The following is a 15,348-nucleotide window of genomic DNA, read 5'->3' as shown; positions in this document are numbered from 1 at the left end:
ACTAGGTGGCTTCCTTTCCTTCCTCCTGGCGCCGGCTGGCCCCCTTTCGCATGTCCATCGAAAATCTTCGCAATATCGCCATCGTCGCCCACGTCGACCACGGCAAGACCACCCTCGTCGACTGCCTGCTGAAGCAGTCCGGCACCCTGTCCGAGCGCACGGTGCTGGCCGAGCGCGTGATGGACAGCAACGACCAGGAAAAGGAACGCGGCATCACCATCCTGGCCAAGAACACCGCCATCACCTGGCAGGGCAACCGCATCAACATCGTCGACACCCCCGGACACGCCGACTTCGGCGGCGAGGTGGAGCGCGTGCTGTCGATGGTGGACACCGTGCTGATCCTGGTCGACGCGATGGACGGCCCGATGCCGCAGACCCGCTTCGTGACCCAGAAGGCGTTCGCGATGGGCTTCAAGCCGATCGTGGTGGTCAACAAGATCGACCGCCCCGGCGCGCGCCCGGACTGGGTGATCGACCAGGTGTTCGACCTGTTCGACAAGCTCGGCGCGACCAACGAGCAGCTCGACTTCCCGATCGTCTACACCTCGGCGCTGAACGGCTACGCCTCGCTGGACGACAGCGTGCGCGACGGCGACATGACCCCGCTGTACGAAGCGATCATGCAGCACGCGCCGAAGCCGGACGTGGACCCGGACGGTCCGTTCCAGATGCGCATCAGCCAGCTGGACTACAACAACTTCGTCGGCGTGATCGGCATCGGCCGCATCCAGCGCGGCGTGCTGAAGAAGAACATGCCGGTGGCGGTGATCGACCGCGAAGGCAAGAAGCGCCAGGGCAAGGTGCTGCAGGTGCTGGGCTTCCTGGGCCTGGAGCGCATCGAGCAGGACAGCGCGCAGGCCGGCGACATCGTCGCCATCTCCGGCATCCAGGAGCTGACCATCTCCGACACCGTCTGCGCGCTGGAAGCCCCCGAGGCGCTGCCGCCGCTGACCGTGGACGAGCCGACCATCTCGATGACCTTCCAGGTCAACAACTCGCCGTTCGCCGGCAACAAGGACCTGTCCGGCGGCAAGTTCCTGACCAGCCGCCAGCTCAAGGACCGGCTGGAGCGCGAGACCGTGCACAACGTGGCGCTGAAGGTGCAGCAGCTGGAAGACGCCGACAAGTTCCTGGTCTCCGGCCGCGGCGAACTGCACCTGTCGGTGCTGATCGAGAACATGCGCCGCGAGGGCTTCGAACTGGCCGTGTCGCGCCCGGAAGTCATCATCAAGGAGATCGACGGGCAGTTGATGGAGCCGGTCGAGCAGTTGGTGGTGGACATCGAGGAGCAGCACCAGGGCGGCGTGATGGAAAAGCTGGGCATCCGCAAGGGCCAGCTCAAGAACATGGAGCCGGATGGCAAGGGCCGCGTGCGCCTGGACTACATGATCCCGGCGCGTGGCCTGATCGGCTTCCAGAACGAGTTCCGCACCCTGACCCAGGGTTCGGGCCTGCTGTTCCACGTGTTCGACCACTACGGCCCGAAGGAACAGGGCGCCATCGCCAAGCGCCAGAACGGCGTGATGATCGCCAACGCGCCGGGCGCCACTCCCGCCTACGCGCTGGGCCCGCTGGAAGAGCGCGGCCGCCTGTTTGCCGCCGAAGGCGACAACGTGTATGAAGGGCAGCTGGTCGGCATCCACTCCAAGGACAACGACCTGACCGTCAACGCGATCAAGACCAAGCCGCTGACCAACATGCGTGCCTCGGGCAAGGACGATGCGATCAAGCTGACCCCGGCGATCAAGTACACGCTGGAGCAGGCGCTGGACTTCATCGAGGACGACGAACTGGTCGAAGTCACCCCGAAGGAGATCCGCTTGCGCAAGAAGCACCTGACCGAAAACGAGCGCAAGCGCGCCGGTCGCGCGGGCTAAGCGGCAGCGCACGCCCATGGCCGCCGACAAGGCGTACAACCCGGATCCGCACGCGCATCCGGGCCTGCACCTGATCGCACTGCTGGAGGCCGGCAAGGGCCTGCTCGCGGTGTTGGCGGCCACGGGGCTGGAACTGATGGGTCCGGCCCCGCTGCGCGCGGGGGTGGACAAGTTGATCGTGCGCTTCAGCCTGGACCCGGACCACGGTGCCCTGCCCTCGCTGCTGACCATGATCAACCCCGGCGCGGTACACCTGGCCGCCGCCGGCATGCTCGCCTACGGCGTGCTGCACCTCATCGAGGCCTGGGGCCTGTGGCGCGCCAAGGCCTGGGCCTCGCTGCTGGGCTGCGTCTCCGCGGCCATCTACCTGCCGTTCGACGTCTACGCGATCGTGCGCCACCCCGGCTGGGCGTCGTGGGCGGTGCTGGCGATCAACCTCGCCGTGGTGGGCATCCTCGCCCGCGACCTGGTGCGGCGCCGCCGGCATCCTCCGGCCTGAGCCGCATTGCCCGATGCAAGAGACGGGACGCCGCTACCGCAGCGTGTCGCTCGACACAGCGCATCGCTACCCTGATCTGGCCCAACGCCTGGATGTTGCCTGGCACCAGGCCGGCCGCCACGATTCCCTAATGCCCATCACGCTGCGCATGGACGCATTTCACGCAATGCGATTCCCACTGCGCTAAAGCGTTCATTCGTCTACAGAATCGACCGCACTTGCCGATGCTGTTTTGGCGTAGTTTGGGCGCGTCCGGAACGCGTGCCATGACGGCCAGCCGGCCGATGGCGGAAACTGGCACAGGGGGATTCCAATGCGGTTCGCAGAAGCGATGGGGTGGAGTGTGGCGGCACTGTTGTGCGCGGGCTTGAGCGCCTGCGGCAGTGCGGTCGGCGACAAGGGCACCGCGGGGTCCAACGGGGCAAGGCAGCAGCTGACGGCCCTGGCTGCAGGCACGCCCGCCATGGCTGCGGCCGCCGTACAGCACGCCGCCCTGTTCGATGCGAAAGACAGCGGTGCCCTGATCCGCTATACCAGCCGCACCCCGACCGGACACGACGGCGCGTTCGCCCTGTACCCGATCACCGTCAGCGAGGCGCATGCCATCAAGGCCAGCGTCGACGGCACGATGACGTTGCCGACGCCCGACGGAAAGACCCTGCAAATCAGCTATCTGAGCAGGCGCGACGCCAAGGGCGGCATCTGGACCTGGGTCGGGCGGGTGGACGGCCAACCGGTGGGCAATGAAGCGGTCATCAGCTTCGGCAAGGACGCGGTGTTCGGATCGCTGGGCACCATCGATGGCATGACCTACCAGCTCACCACGATCGAAGGCAAGCCCTACATCATGGCAGCCGTCAGCGCCGACCTGCATTCCGCCGGCAGCCGCACCGATGGGCGGAAGCTCGCCGATGCGGTCATCCAACTGCCCGCGGGCGACACTGCGCAGGGCTATATCGCCGGGTACAGCAGCCTGGCGCAGGTCAACGCGCAGGCGGGCAGCACCTCGACCAACACGATCGACGTGCTGCTCGGCTATACGCCCGGCTATCGCGACTATCGCGGCGGCATCACGGCGATCGACACGGTGCTCACCAATCTGGTGGAGACGGCGAACCTGTCCTTCGCCAACGCCAACATCAATGTGCGCTACCGGCTGGTCGGGACCGTACAGGTGAGCTATCCCGACAACACGCTCAACGACGGCACCCTCAACGAACTCACCGGCGTCGGCCAGGCCACCGCCGCGGCGCTGGTGCCGCTGCACGATGCGCGCGATCGCCTCGGCGCCGACATGGTCGGCCTGGTGCGGCGCTTCAATGGTGCCCAGCAGAGTTGCGGTGTCGCCTGGCAATCCGGCGGCACCGATTCGCGCTGGGGCTACGCGGTGATCTCCGATGGCGTGGACGGCGGCTACTACTGCACCCGTGGCACCCTCGCCCATGAGTTCGGCCACCTGCTCGGCTCCGGCCACCAGCACGAAACCGGCCAGGAACCGGGCTTCAATTTCGGCCATCGCAACGACGTGGGCAGCTTCCACACCACGATGGCCTACGCGATCAACGGGCAAAGCGAGATCCTGGTGTACTCGTCGCCGTCGATCACCACCTGCAACGGGCAACCCTGCGGTGTGCAGGACCAGGCCGACAACGCCCGCGCCTTCCTCACCACGGTGCCGAACGTCGTGCAATATCGACAGACCGTGGTGCCGCTGGACGATTCCAGTTCGCCCGGCCAGGTCATGGGCCCCTCCGGCAAATGCCTCGACGTCGCGGGTGGGGCGACCGACAACGCCTCCCCCGTCCAGGTCTGGAGCTGCAACGGGTTCCGCCAGCAGAAGTGGTCGTTCCAGCGCGGCAGCCGCAGCCTGCGCGGCGAAGGCACCGACAAGGTCCTCGACATCAGCGGCGTGAGCCGCGCCAACGGTGCGCCGCTCCAGCTCTATCAATCGCTGAACACGGAGAACCAGGGCTGGCGCTTCACCAATGCCTCGCTCATCGCCACCGGCGGCAAGGTATTGGACGTGGTGGCCGCCGGATCGGGCAACGGCGCGCGGATGCAGCTCTGGGACAACCTCGGCGGCGCCAACCAGCGCTGGTCGTACATTCCCGCAACCGGCGAAATCCGGGTCTCGACCGGACGCTGCCTGGACGTGGCGGAATTCGGCGTGACCACCGGGACACCGGTGCAGATCTGGGACTGCACCGGCACCAAGAACCAGGTCTGGCAGCTCGGCAAGAACGGGTCGATCGTCGGCTACGGCGGCAACTGCCTGGAAGCGGTGAACCTCGCCCAGAACGGCACCGTCGTGCGCATGGCCGCCTGCACCGGCACGAGTGCGCAGGCGTGGCGGATCCGTGGCGAAATCCGCAGCGACCTGAACGGCAAGTGCCTGGACGACTCCGCTGGCGGCGCGCGCAATGGCGCCATCGCGCAGATGTGGGAATGCCTGGGCAACGTCAACCAGCTCTGGGAAGTGCAGCCCAACTGAACACGCGAATGCCCGGCCATCGGCCGGGCATTCGTGAATCACGGTGCCTGCGCTGCCGAGACCGCGGCCGCGCGGTCAAGCGAACAGCGCGCGGCGCTTCATGCGCTTATGCCGCACCGCGTTGTCCGGGCGCAGGCGCGGCCGCTGCGGCCCCATCCTCGGCGCCAGGCGACCGCATCGCCTCCGAATCGCTGGCGCGCACCGGCGGATGCGACACACGTGCTGGCTCCGGCGCGATTTCCGCGCGCAGCAGCGGCAAGGCGTAGGCGTGCTCGCGCACCAGGAAATCCAGCATGCGCTCGCGCACGATGCAGCGCAGGTCGAAGGCATCGCCGGAGTTGCGTGCGCTGACCAGCAGTCGCACCTGGATCGTGCGTTCGCTGGTGTCGGTCACCTGGGTCACGCAGACCCGTCCGTCCCAGAGCGGTTCGCTCTTGCAAATGCGCTCCAGTTCGGCGCGCACCTGTGCGATCGGCGTGCGGTAGTCCAGCCACAGGAATGCGGTGCCGAGCAGGTCGGCGCTGTTGCGCGTCCAGTTCTGGAACGGGTTCTCGATGAACCAGGTTAGCGGCACCACCATGCGCCGCTCGTCCCAGATCCGCACCACCACGTAGGAGCTGCCGATCTCCTCGATGCGGCCCCACTCGCCTTCGACGATGACCACGTCGTCGAGCCGGATCGGCTGGGTCAGCGCGATCTGCAGGCCGGCGATCAGGTTGCCGAACACCGGCTTGGCGGCGATACCGGCGACCAGGCCGATGATGCCGGCCGAAGCCAGCAAGGTGGTGCCGATCTGCCGCACCGCCGGGAAGGTCAGCAGCACGATCGAGGTGCCGACCAGGATGATCGTGCCCATCGCCACCCGCGCCAGCACCCGGGTCTGGGTCTGCACGCGGCGCGCGGTGAGGTTGTCCGCCACCTCGATCGGATGGCTGCGCAGGATCGCCGTTTCCAGCGCCGCCACGCCGCGCACCAGCAACCAGGTCACGCAACCGATCATGCCGATGTGCAGCAGGTGCTGCAGGTCGGTCAACGCTTTCTCGTCCAGCGGCGTGGATTCGAGCGCGAAGCTGAGCATCAGCATCGGCAGCAGGAACGCGACCGGCACGCTGATCACGCGCACGATGCGCGCACGCCGGTAGTCGCGGCCGCGCATGCGCTGGGCGATGCGCAGCAGCAGCCACCAGGCCAGGAAACCGAGAATCAGTGCGGCGCCGATCGGCAGCGTATAGGCACGCCAGGGCACCCAATGAAGATCGAGGGGCAAGATGCGCTCCTTTGTCGGGGGGAGGAGTCGCGACAGTCTGGCAGTGCGGGGATTAGCGCGATGTCGAGCGGGTGCAGCGGCGCCCGGGCGACGGCCGCCATCGCGGAGGGCACCGCGCCTGTGCACGTCTCAGAAACCAGTTGCGTCCCGACCCGCTGCGCAACGCCGCAGCGCAGGTCGTTGCACGCTGCCTGCGTCGACGCGCGCTGCGCGCGCCGCCGGCGACCCCAAGCGATTACGCCAGCGGCGTGGCGACGGTACGCCCGTTCTGCTTGCGCACGATCGCCATCGCGATCTCCAGCGACTGCTCGTAGTTCAGGCGCGGATCGACGCTGGAGCGGTAGGCACGCTCGAGGTCGCGCTCGGTCAGTTCGCGCGCGCCGCCAGTGCATTCGGTGACGTCCTCGCCGGTCAGCTCCAGATGCACGCCGCCCAGCCGGGTGCCGGCCGCGGCATGGATGTCGAACGACTGCTCCACCTCGCCCAGCACGTTCTGGTAGCGGCGGGTCTTGTAGCCGTTGCTGGTGCTCTCGGTGTTGCCGTGCATCGCATCGCACACCCACAGCACGCGGCGGCCGTCGCGCTTTACCGCGTCCAGCAGCGGCGGCAGCTTCTCGGCGATCTGCGCCGCACCCATGCGATGGATGAAGGTCAGTCGGCCCGGTTCGTCTTCCGGATTGAGCACGTCGATCAGGCGCAGCAACTGATCCGGCTGCGCCGACGGCCCGACCTTGATCGCGATCGGATTACGGATGCCGCGGAAGTACTCCACGTGCGCGCCGTCCAGCGCCGCGGTGCGCATGCCGATCCATGGATAGTGCGTGCTGAGGTTGAACCAGCCCCACTGCCGCGGCACCTCGCGGGTCAGCGCCTCCTCGTAGGGCAGCAGCAAGGCCTCGTGCGAGGTGTAGAAATCGACCCGATTGAGGTTGTACAGCTGCGCGCCGGACAGGGTCTCCATGAAGCGCACCGCATCGCCGATCGAGGCCACCATCTTCTGGTAGTCCTCGGCCAGCGGCGAATAGCCGACCCAGCTCAGGTTCCAGTACTCGGGATGGTGCAGGTCGGCGAAGCCGCCGTCGATCAGCGCACGCACGAAGTTCATGGTCATCGCCGAACGCGAATGCGCGGTGATCATGCGTCGCGGATCCGGCACACGCGCCTGCGCGGTGAACTCCGGGCCGTTGACCACGTCGCCGCGATAGCTGGGCAGGGTCACGCCGTCGCGGGTCTCGGTATCGGCCGAGCGCGGCTTGGCGTACTGCCCGGCATAGCGGCCGACCCGCACCACCGGCAGGCGCAGGCCGTGCACCAGCACCAGGCTCATCTGCAGCAGCACCTTGAGCCGGTTGGAAATGGTGCCGGATTCGCAATCGTTGAAGTTCTCCGCGCAATCGCCGCCCTGCAGCAGGAAGCGCTTGCCCTCCTGCGCCTCGGCCAGCTGCTTCTTCAGCGCGAAGATCTCCCAGGAGGTGACCAGTGGCGGCAAGTGCCGCAACTCCGCCAGCGCGGCCTCCAGCGCCTGCGGGTCCGGATACACCGGCATCTGCAGCGCAGGCCGCTCACGCCAACTGGCAGGTGACCAGGACGGCGAGGGGGAGGCGGACACGGCGGCGGCGGACAGATTCATGAAAGGACTCCTTGGCAGTGTGCGATGTTCGCAGAGCCGGGGCGCGCCGCATAGCGCCGCACCCCGGTCACGCTGGCAGCGCCAGGATATGAACGGCAAGCAACACCGCGATGCCACCATGACTTCCGGCCTACGCCGGCGTTTTTGCGAAAGCACACTGTTATTAAGTAACAATTCCTTCCCCTTCGGTCCGCCTCGCCATGACACCTCGCCCCCTCTCCTCCGCCATCGCCCTGGTCCTGCTGGTCGCCCCCGGCCTCGTCTTCGCCGCGGATGCCACCGACAGCACCGCTGCCGCCGAACCGACCGTCGATCTCGACCCGGTCACGGTCACCGCCAAGCTGGAAGCCGCGCGCAACGCGCTGTCGCCGGACATCGGCAGCAGCCAGTACGCGATCAGCGCCGAGGACATCGCGCGTCTGCCGCTGGGCGCCTCCACCCCGCTCAACCAGGTGCTGCTGCAGGCGCCGGGCGTGGTCCAGGATTCCTACGGCGGCGTGCACGTGCGCGGCGACCACGCCAACCTCCAGTACCGCATCAACGGCGTGATGATCCCCGAGTCGATCTCCGGCTTCGGCCAGACCCTGGACCCGCGCACGATCAAGAACATCCGCCTGCTCGATGGCGCGTTGCCGGCGCAGTTCGGCGACCGCACCGCGGCGGTGGTCGACATCACCACCAAGAACGGCGTGGAACTGGGCAACGGCGGCAGCGTCGGCATCACCGCCGGCTCCTACGGCACGCTCAACCCCAACGCCTCGTGGTGGGGCAGCGACGGCCGCTTCAGCTGGTTCGCCAGCGGCAACTACCTGCAGAACCGCATCGGCATGGAGAACCCGACCGACAGCGACAACCCGATCCACGACAAGACCCACCAGGGCAAGGGCTTCGCCGACCTCAGCTACCTGCTGAACGAGAACACCCGGCTCAGCCTGCTGGTCGGCTACGCCAACAACCGCTTCCAGATCCCCAACAACCCGGGGCAGACGCCGGCGTTCACCTACCAGGGCACCAGTACCTTCGATTCCTCCCAGCTCGACGAGAACCAGCGCGAGAACACCCGCTTCGGCACCCTGGTGCTGCAGGGCGCGCTCGGCGACACCAGCTACCAGCTGTCGGCCGGCCAGCGCTACAGCAGCGTGGCCTTCTCCCCGGACATCGCCGGCGACCTGATCTTCAACGGCATCGCCTCGCAGGTGCAGCGCGCCAACCGCGCCAGCACCCTGCAGGCCGACTTCTCCACGCCGTGGGGCAGCACCCACACCCTGCGCTACGGCGTGTACGGCAACTTCGAGCACGCCAATGCCAGCAACAACGCCTACGTGTTCCCGGCCAACGACGACGGCAGCCAGAGCAGCGACGTGCCGCTGTTCATTCCCGACAGCAGCCGCTTCCACGCCAGCACCTACGCGGTCTACCTGCAGGACGAGTGGCAGCCGAGCGACGCCTGGACCATCAACTACGGCGTGCGTGGCGACCGCTACAAGGCCTTCGGCACCACCGAGGGCCAGCTCAGCCCGCGCCTGGGCGTGGTCTGGCACGCCAGCGACAGCACTACCCTGCACGCTGGCTATGCGCGCTACTTCACCCCGCCGGCCACCGAGCTGATCTCCACCAGCGACATCGCCCTGTACGACGGCACCACCAACCAGCAGTCGCCGAACGGCGCCTCGACCAAGCCGCTGAGCGAGCGCAGCGACTACTACGACCTGGGCATCTCGCAGATGGTCGGCGACCACCTGACCCTGGGCCTGGATACCTACTACCGCAAGGCCGATCGCCTGCAGGACGAAGGCCAGTTCGGCGCCGCCTACGTCTACTCCACCTTCAACTACCGCTACGGCCGCATCCGCGGCGCCGAGTTCAGCGCCGACTACAGCAACGGCCCGATCAACGCCTACTTCAACGCGGCCTACAGCAAGGCCATGGGCAAGCAGGTGATGACCAGCCTGTACAACTTCGACCCGGATGCGCTGGCCTACGCCAACGACCACTGGATCCACCTGGACCACGACCAGAAGCTGACCTCCTCCGGCGGCATCAACTACGCCCTGGCCGAGGACAGCCGCATCGGCGCCGACTACCTGTTCGGCAGCGGCCTGCGCACCGACGCCGATGGCGTGCCCAACGGCGGCGAGCTGCCGGCGTACTTCCAGCTCAACCTCAGCGCCGGCCACGACTTCGCTTTGGCCAGCAGCCACCCGCTGCACGCACAGCTGGCGGTGCTCAACGTGCTCGACCGCCACTACCAGTTGCGCGACGGCGGCGGCATCGGCGTATTCGCGCCGCAATGGGCGCCGCGCCGGGGCGTCTACCTGAGCCTGCAGCAGGACTTCTGAGCAAGGCCCTGGCGCTGGCCTGCGGCATGTCGATCGACGTGCCGCAGGCCGCGACACAGTGGACGACGGTGGTTGTGGCGGACTAATGCAGGCGCAGCGACCGCCCGGAAACGGCTCCCGGTCGGTCGAGGGGCCGCAGCCAATCGCCGGTTAAGATGCATCCGGACCACCAGACCAAGGCACGTCCAGCAGGACAGCGAAGCCGCGCGCCGCGTCGTGGCCGTGGGATCGCCCAGCGGAGGCAGCGCCACACGGCACGCCGATCGCACACGAACAGCCACGACGCGTTGCCACGCCCGTCCAGGCAGGTTTCGCACATGCGCAAGCACCTGTTCGCCGCCTTCGCGGCTACCCTTCTCGCCTGCGCTGCGCCATTACCGGTGCATGCCGAACGCGTCACGGACTTCCGGATGCCGGTGGTCGTGGAAGGCGTCGACTACGATCTCGCCGCGCGCGTGTATCGCCCCACGGGCCACGGTCCGTTCCCGCTGATCGTCATCCACCACGGCACGCCCGCGGACAAGCGCAAGCTCGCCGACACCCGCCTTGGCTTCGCCCGCGCCGCGCGCTGGTTCGTTGCCCGCGGCGACATGGTGGTGCTGGCGCTGCGGCCCGGCTACGGCAGCTCCAGCGGCAGCTACCTGGAAGGCGCAGGCAACTGCCACGACGTCGATTTCGTCGTCGCCGGGCACAGGATCGCGGCGGCCGAGGCGGCGATCGTCGACGCCGCCGCACGCCTTCCTGACGTGGACCCGCAGCGCATCGTCGTGGTCGGCCAGTCCGCCGGCGGCCTCGGCGCGGTGGCGCTGGCCGATGCGCCACCGCCGGGCGTGCGCGGCGTCATCAGCTTCGCCGGCGGGCGCGGCAGCAACGGCAAGGAGGTCATCTGCGCCGGCGAGGACCGCCTGATCGAGGCGGAGAAGACTCTGGGTGCGGCCAACACGCTGCCGCAGTTGTGGCTGTACGCCGAGAACGATCACTTCTTCCGACGCGAACTGGCGCACCGCATGTATGCCGCCTACCGCGCCGGCTCGACGTCGCCGGTGAGCTTCGTCGATCTGCCGCCATTCGGCGATGACGGCCACAAAACCTTCGCCCAGGCCGATCCGTCGGTGTGGGCAACACCGGTGGCGGCGTTTCTCGCCCAGGTCCTGCCGCAGGCGACGAAGGCGCCTGCGCAGGCCGGTCTCGCGCCAGCGACGGAGGCGCCAGCCAGGTAGGCCGGCAGGATCGCAAGGCGACCTGTGCGCGACGACAGCGAGCGCCGACGCTTCCCAGCGTGACCGCGGCACCGCCCAACAACGCTGCCGCCAGGCACCTCGTCAGGCCGGGCGATCGACGCGCAGCAGGCGCACGCTCAGATCAACGTGCGCTTGCGGCTCTTGAACCCGGCATAGAGCGCGAACACCGCCAGCAGCACGAAGCAGATCAGGCACCACATCGGCATCGACAGGCCAAGGAAACGCCAGTCGATGTTGCCGCAGTCGCCGGTGCCGGTCAGCACCCGGCGCAGCACCTCGAACGGCCCCATGGTCTCGCGCAGGAAGCTCAGCGGCGGGCCGCAGGACGCCATCGGATCCGGGAACAGCTGCACCGAGACGTGCTTGGTGGAGATGCCGGCGCCCACGAGCGCGGCCAGGAAGGCCAGGACGCCGTAGATCTTGCGCCCGCCGGCGCTGCGCGGCCCATGCAGGGCACCGAGCAGGAACAGCACGCCCAGCGCGGCGAAGGCGATGCGCTGGAAGATGCACAGCGGGCACGGCTCGATGCCCAGCTGCAGCTGCACGAAGATCGCATAGCCCAGCAAGCCGGCGCAGATCAGAAAGCCGAGCAGGAACTGCGCGCGGAAACCCCAACGTAACGGATTCATCGGACTCGAACTCGCATCGACGATCCGCGCATTATCCGCGATCGTGCGCTCCATCACCATGCGCCCCGGCGCTTTTGCCACCGTTCGCCAGCCCGGCGACAACGGCGCTACCAATCCCCAATCCGACTCCCCAATCCCGGCGCCAAAAACAAAAAAGCCCGGACATGCCGGGCTTCTTGCTGCTGCAGGGGCGGACCGATTACTCGGCCACTTCCTCGGCCACGGCCGGACGATCGACCAGCTCGACGTAGGCCATCGGCGCGTTGTCGCCGGCGCGGAAGCCGCACTTGAGGATGCGCAGGTAACCACCCGGGCGCGCCTGGTAGCGCGGGCCCAGCGTGGTGAACAGGGTGCCCACCGCTTCCTTGTCGCGCAGGCGGGCGAACGCCAGGCGGCGGTTGGCGACGTTGTCGACCTTGGCCAGGGTGATCAGCGGCTCGGCGACGCGGCGCAGTTCCTTGGCCTTCGGCAGGGTGGTCTTGATCAGCTCGTGCTTGATCAGCGACGCCGCCATGTTCTTGAACATCGCTTCGCGGTGGGCGCTGGTGCGGCTGAACTTGCGGCCGGATTTCTGGTGACGCATGGGTTGGGATTCCTATGGAAGAGTGGGACTGTTGGAGATCGCTGTCGCCGTCCTGGCGTTGAATGTGGACTGCGGATGGTCCGTGCCGGCCGTCCCTGACCGGGCGACGCCGCGGGCTTGGCGACCCGTCGACGTGGTGATGCGGATGAAGCGAACGACACGCGGCCGATGCCTTGCGGCACCGGCCGGATGCGCAAAACTCAGCCGAGCATGCCGTGCTGGGCGACGCCGGCCGGCGGCCAGTTCTCCAGCTTCATGCCGAGCGACAGGCCACGCTGGGCCAGCACTTCCTTGATCTCGGTGAGCGACTTCTTGCCCAGGTTCGGGGTCTTGAGCAGCTCGACTTCGGTCTTCTGGATCAGATCGCCGATGTAGTAGATGCTCTCGGCCTTCAGGCAGTTGGCCGAACGCACGGTCAGTTCCAGATCGTCGATCGGACGCAGCAGCACCGGATCCACGCCGTTGCTGGCCGGCTTGGCCGCGCCACGGTCGCGATGGGTGAAGTCGCCGAACACCGACAGCTGGTCGCTGAGGATGTCGGCGGCGGTGCGCACGGCTTCCTCGGCATCGATCGTGCCGTTGGTTTCGATGTCCAGGACCAGCTTGTCCAGGTCGGTACGCTGCTCGACGCGGGCCGACTCGACCGCGTAGGCGACGCGGCGCACCGGCGAGAACGAGGCGTCCAGAACCAGGCGACCGATGGTGCGGGTCTCTTCGTCCGGACGGCGACGCGCAGCGGCCGGCTGGTAGCCGAAGCCACGCTCGATCTTCAGACGCATGTTGATCGCCGTGTCCTTGGTCAGGTGGCAGATCACGTGGTCGTTGTTGAGGATCTCGACGTTGTGGTCGGTCTTGATGTCGGCGGCAGTGACCGTGCCCGGACCCTGCTTGGACAGCGACAGCGTGGCGCTGTCACCGGTATGCATGCGGATGGCCACGTCCTTGAGGTTCAGCAGGACTTCCAGCACGTCCTCCTGCAGCCCTTCGACCGTGGTGTACTCGTGCAGCACGCCGTCGATCTCGACTTCGGTGATCGCGAAGCCGGGAATCGAGGACAGCAGCACGCGACGCAGGGCGTTGCCCAGCGTATGCCCATACCCGCGCTCCAAGGGCTCGATCACGACCTTGGCGCGGTTGTCGGTAAGGCGTTCGATCTGCGGCCCACGCGGGCGCAGAACCTGGTTGGCGGTAACCGTCATGTTGCGGGTTCTCCTGACGAGCCTCCGTGGACCGGAGGCTCTCCGATGTGATTACTTCGAATACAACTCGACGATCAGCGCTTCGTTGATGTCGGCAGGCAGGTCCGCACGGTCCGGCACGGCCTTGAAGATGCCGCTGAACTTCTTCGAATCGACCTCGACCCACGACGGGTTCAGGTCATGCGTTTCGGCAACGGTCAGCGCTTCCTGCACGCGAAGCTGCTTCTGCGCCTTTTCCGACAGGGCGATCGCGTCGCCGGCCTTGACCTGGTACGAGGCCAGGTTCACCGACTTGCCGTTGACCAGCACGCCGCGATGCGACACCAGCTGGCGCGCGGCCGGACGGGTGACGGCGAAGCCCATGCGGTAGACGACGTTGTCCAGGCGGGTTTCCAGCAGCTGCAGCAGGTTCTCGCCGGTGTTGCCCTTCTTGGTCGAGGCCTTCTTGTAGTAGTTGCGGAACTGACGCTCCAGCAGGCCGTAGATACGCTTGACCTTCTGCTTTTCGCGCAGCTGGGTGGCGTAGTCGGACAGCTTGCCCTTGCGGGCGGTCGCGCCGTGCTGGCCGGGCTTCTGCTCCAGCTTGCACTTGGAGTCCAGCGCACGCGCCGGGCTCTTGAGGGAAAGATCGGCGCCTTCGCGGCGCGCGAGCTTACAGGTAGGACCGATATAACGAGCCATTTCTTATCGCTCCTTTAGACGCGACGCTTCTTCGGCGGACGGCACCCGTTGTGCGGGATCGGCGTCACGTCGATGATGTTGGTGATCTTGTATCCGACGTTGTTCAACGAACGGACGGCGGACTCGCGACCCGGACCCGGGCCCTTGATGCGCACTTCCAGCGACTTCACGCCGTAGTCGAGCGCAGCGCGCCCGGCCTTCTCGGCGGCCACCTGCGCCGCGAACGGCGTGGACTTGCGCGAACCGCGGAAACCGGCGCCACCGGAGGTCGCCCAGGACAACGCATTGCCCTGACGGTCGGTGATGGTCACGATGGTGTTGTTGAACGAAGCGTGGACGTGGGCGACGCCGTCGGTGACGACGCGCTTGATCTTCTTCTTGGTCTTTGCTGCTGCGGGCTTAGCCATGTCGGTCCCTTACTTCTTGATCGCCTTGCGCGGACCCTTGCGGGTGCGGGCGTTGGTACGGGTGCGCTGACCGCGCAGGGGCAGGCCACGACGGTGACGCAGGCCGCGGTAGCAGCCCAGGTCCATCAGTCGCTTGATGGCGATGCCGATTTCGCGACGCAGGTCGCCTTCGACGATGTACTTGCCGACTTCGAGACGCAGGCGCTCGATTTCCGGCTCGGACAGGTCGCGGATCTTGGTGGTCGAGGTCACGCCTGCGGCTTCGCAGACCTTCTTCGAACGGGTACGGCCGATGCCGTAGATGCTTTGCAACCCGACCCAGACGTGCTTCTGGGCTGGCAGGTTGACGCCTGCAATACGCGCCATGACGCGGTTCTCCAACTGAGTGATGGCCCGACGGCGCACCACGGCGCCATCCGGCAGGATGGATCAAAAAGTGAACTTGTAAGTCTAGCAAGGTCTCGGGTTACATGGAAGCCCGCGGAACCGCGAGGTTCCGCAA

General features: G+C 67.2%; 13 protein-coding genes. 5 read left to right on the top strand and 8 right to left on the bottom strand.

Features of this window, described 5'->3' with window-relative positions; genetic code table 11:
- The first annotated feature begins 50 nt into the window (after positions 1-50).
- The 3 genes from typA (at position 51) to AC1PK7_RS04310 (ending at position 4,870) form a co-directional block, all read left to right on the top strand.
- A complete protein-coding gene (typA, locus tag AC1PK7_RS04320; protein WP_010340464.1) occupies positions 51-1,880 on the top strand; it encodes a translational GTPase TypA in 1,830 nt (609 codons plus the stop codon).
- Positions 1,881-1,896: 16 nt separating this feature from the next.
- Positions 1,897-2,379: a DUF2127 domain-containing protein gene (locus AC1PK7_RS04315; RefSeq protein ID WP_481099968.1), complete on the top strand. Its 483-nt coding sequence runs from the start codon at positions 1,897-1,899 to the stop codon at positions 2,377-2,379.
- 463 nt (positions 2,380-2,842) lie between these two features.
- Complete coding sequence (locus AC1PK7_RS04310) at positions 2,843-4,870, top strand: ricin-type beta-trefoil lectin domain protein (RefSeq protein WP_481099967.1); 2,028 nt, start codon at positions 2,843-2,845, stop codon at positions 4,868-4,870.
- A gap of 106 nt (positions 4,871-4,976) precedes the next feature.
- On the opposite strand, the gene AC1PK7_RS04305 is transcribed toward AC1PK7_RS04310, so the two are convergent.
- Together AC1PK7_RS04305 and AC1PK7_RS04300 are read right to left on the bottom strand one after the other, a co-directional pair.
- The gene (locus tag AC1PK7_RS04305) at positions 4,977-6,137 is read right to left on the bottom strand and encodes a mechanosensitive ion channel family protein (protein WP_481099966.1); all 1,161 of its coding nucleotides are present in this window, start codon (positions 6,135-6,137) and stop codon (positions 4,977-4,979) included.
- 235 nt (positions 6,138-6,372) lie between these two features.
- On the bottom strand, positions 6,373-7,767 hold the full coding sequence (locus AC1PK7_RS04300; RefSeq protein ID WP_209248491.1) for a class II 3-deoxy-7-phosphoheptulonate synthase: 1,395 nt from the start codon (positions 7,765-7,767) through the stop codon (positions 6,373-6,375).
- A gap of 200 nt (positions 7,768-7,967) precedes the next feature.
- Here AC1PK7_RS04300 and AC1PK7_RS04295 point away from each other — a divergent pair, with 200 nt between their 5' ends.
- Entirely contained in the window at positions 7,968-10,106 is a 2,139-nt protein-coding gene (locus tag AC1PK7_RS04295; protein ID WP_481099965.1) for a TonB-dependent receptor, read from the top strand.
- Between the two features lie 317 nt (positions 10,107-10,423).
- Positions 10,424-11,326 carry an alpha/beta hydrolase family protein gene (locus AC1PK7_RS04290; protein ID WP_481099964.1) on the top strand — a complete coding sequence of 301 codons (903 nt, stop codon included), beginning with the start codon at positions 10,424-10,426 and terminating at the stop codon, positions 11,324-11,326.
- A gap of 137 nt (positions 11,327-11,463) precedes the next feature.
- On the opposite strand, the gene AC1PK7_RS04285 is transcribed toward AC1PK7_RS04290, so the two are convergent.
- From AC1PK7_RS04285 to rpsM, 6 genes are all read right to left on the bottom strand, one after another.
- Positions 11,464-11,976, bottom strand: coding sequence for a disulfide bond formation protein B (locus AC1PK7_RS04285; protein WP_043095224.1), 513 nt, complete (start codon positions 11,974-11,976; stop codon positions 11,464-11,466).
- Between the two features lie 199 nt (positions 11,977-12,175).
- Positions 12,176-12,559 (bottom strand): 50S ribosomal protein L17, encoded by a 384-nt coding sequence (gene rplQ, locus AC1PK7_RS04280; protein ID WP_010340456.1) that lies wholly within the window; start codon positions 12,557-12,559, stop codon positions 12,176-12,178.
- 200 nt (positions 12,560-12,759) lie between these two features.
- Positions 12,760-13,758, bottom strand: coding sequence for a DNA-directed RNA polymerase subunit alpha (locus AC1PK7_RS04275; protein WP_010340455.1), 999 nt, complete (start codon positions 13,756-13,758; stop codon positions 12,760-12,762).
- Positions 13,759-13,809: 51 nt separating this feature from the next.
- Positions 13,810-14,439, bottom strand: a complete 630-nt coding sequence (rpsD, locus tag AC1PK7_RS04270; protein WP_010340454.1) for a 30S ribosomal protein S4 — start codon at positions 14,437-14,439, stop codon at positions 13,810-13,812.
- A 14-nt stretch (positions 14,440-14,453) separates the two neighbouring features.
- Complete coding sequence (gene rpsK, locus AC1PK7_RS04265) at positions 14,454-14,846, bottom strand: 30S ribosomal protein S11 (protein ID WP_003470632.1); 393 nt, start codon at positions 14,844-14,846, stop codon at positions 14,454-14,456.
- A 9-nt stretch (positions 14,847-14,855) separates the two neighbouring features.
- Positions 14,856-15,212: a 30S ribosomal protein S13 gene (gene rpsM, locus AC1PK7_RS04260; protein ID WP_010340453.1), complete on the bottom strand. Its 357-nt coding sequence runs from the start codon at positions 15,210-15,212 to the stop codon at positions 14,856-14,858.
- Positions 15,213-15,348: the final 136 nt, after the last annotated feature.

Source organism: Xanthomonas sp. NCPPB 3174, assembly GCF_056725205.1.
This window is presented reverse-complemented; position numbering and strand designations above follow the sequence as displayed.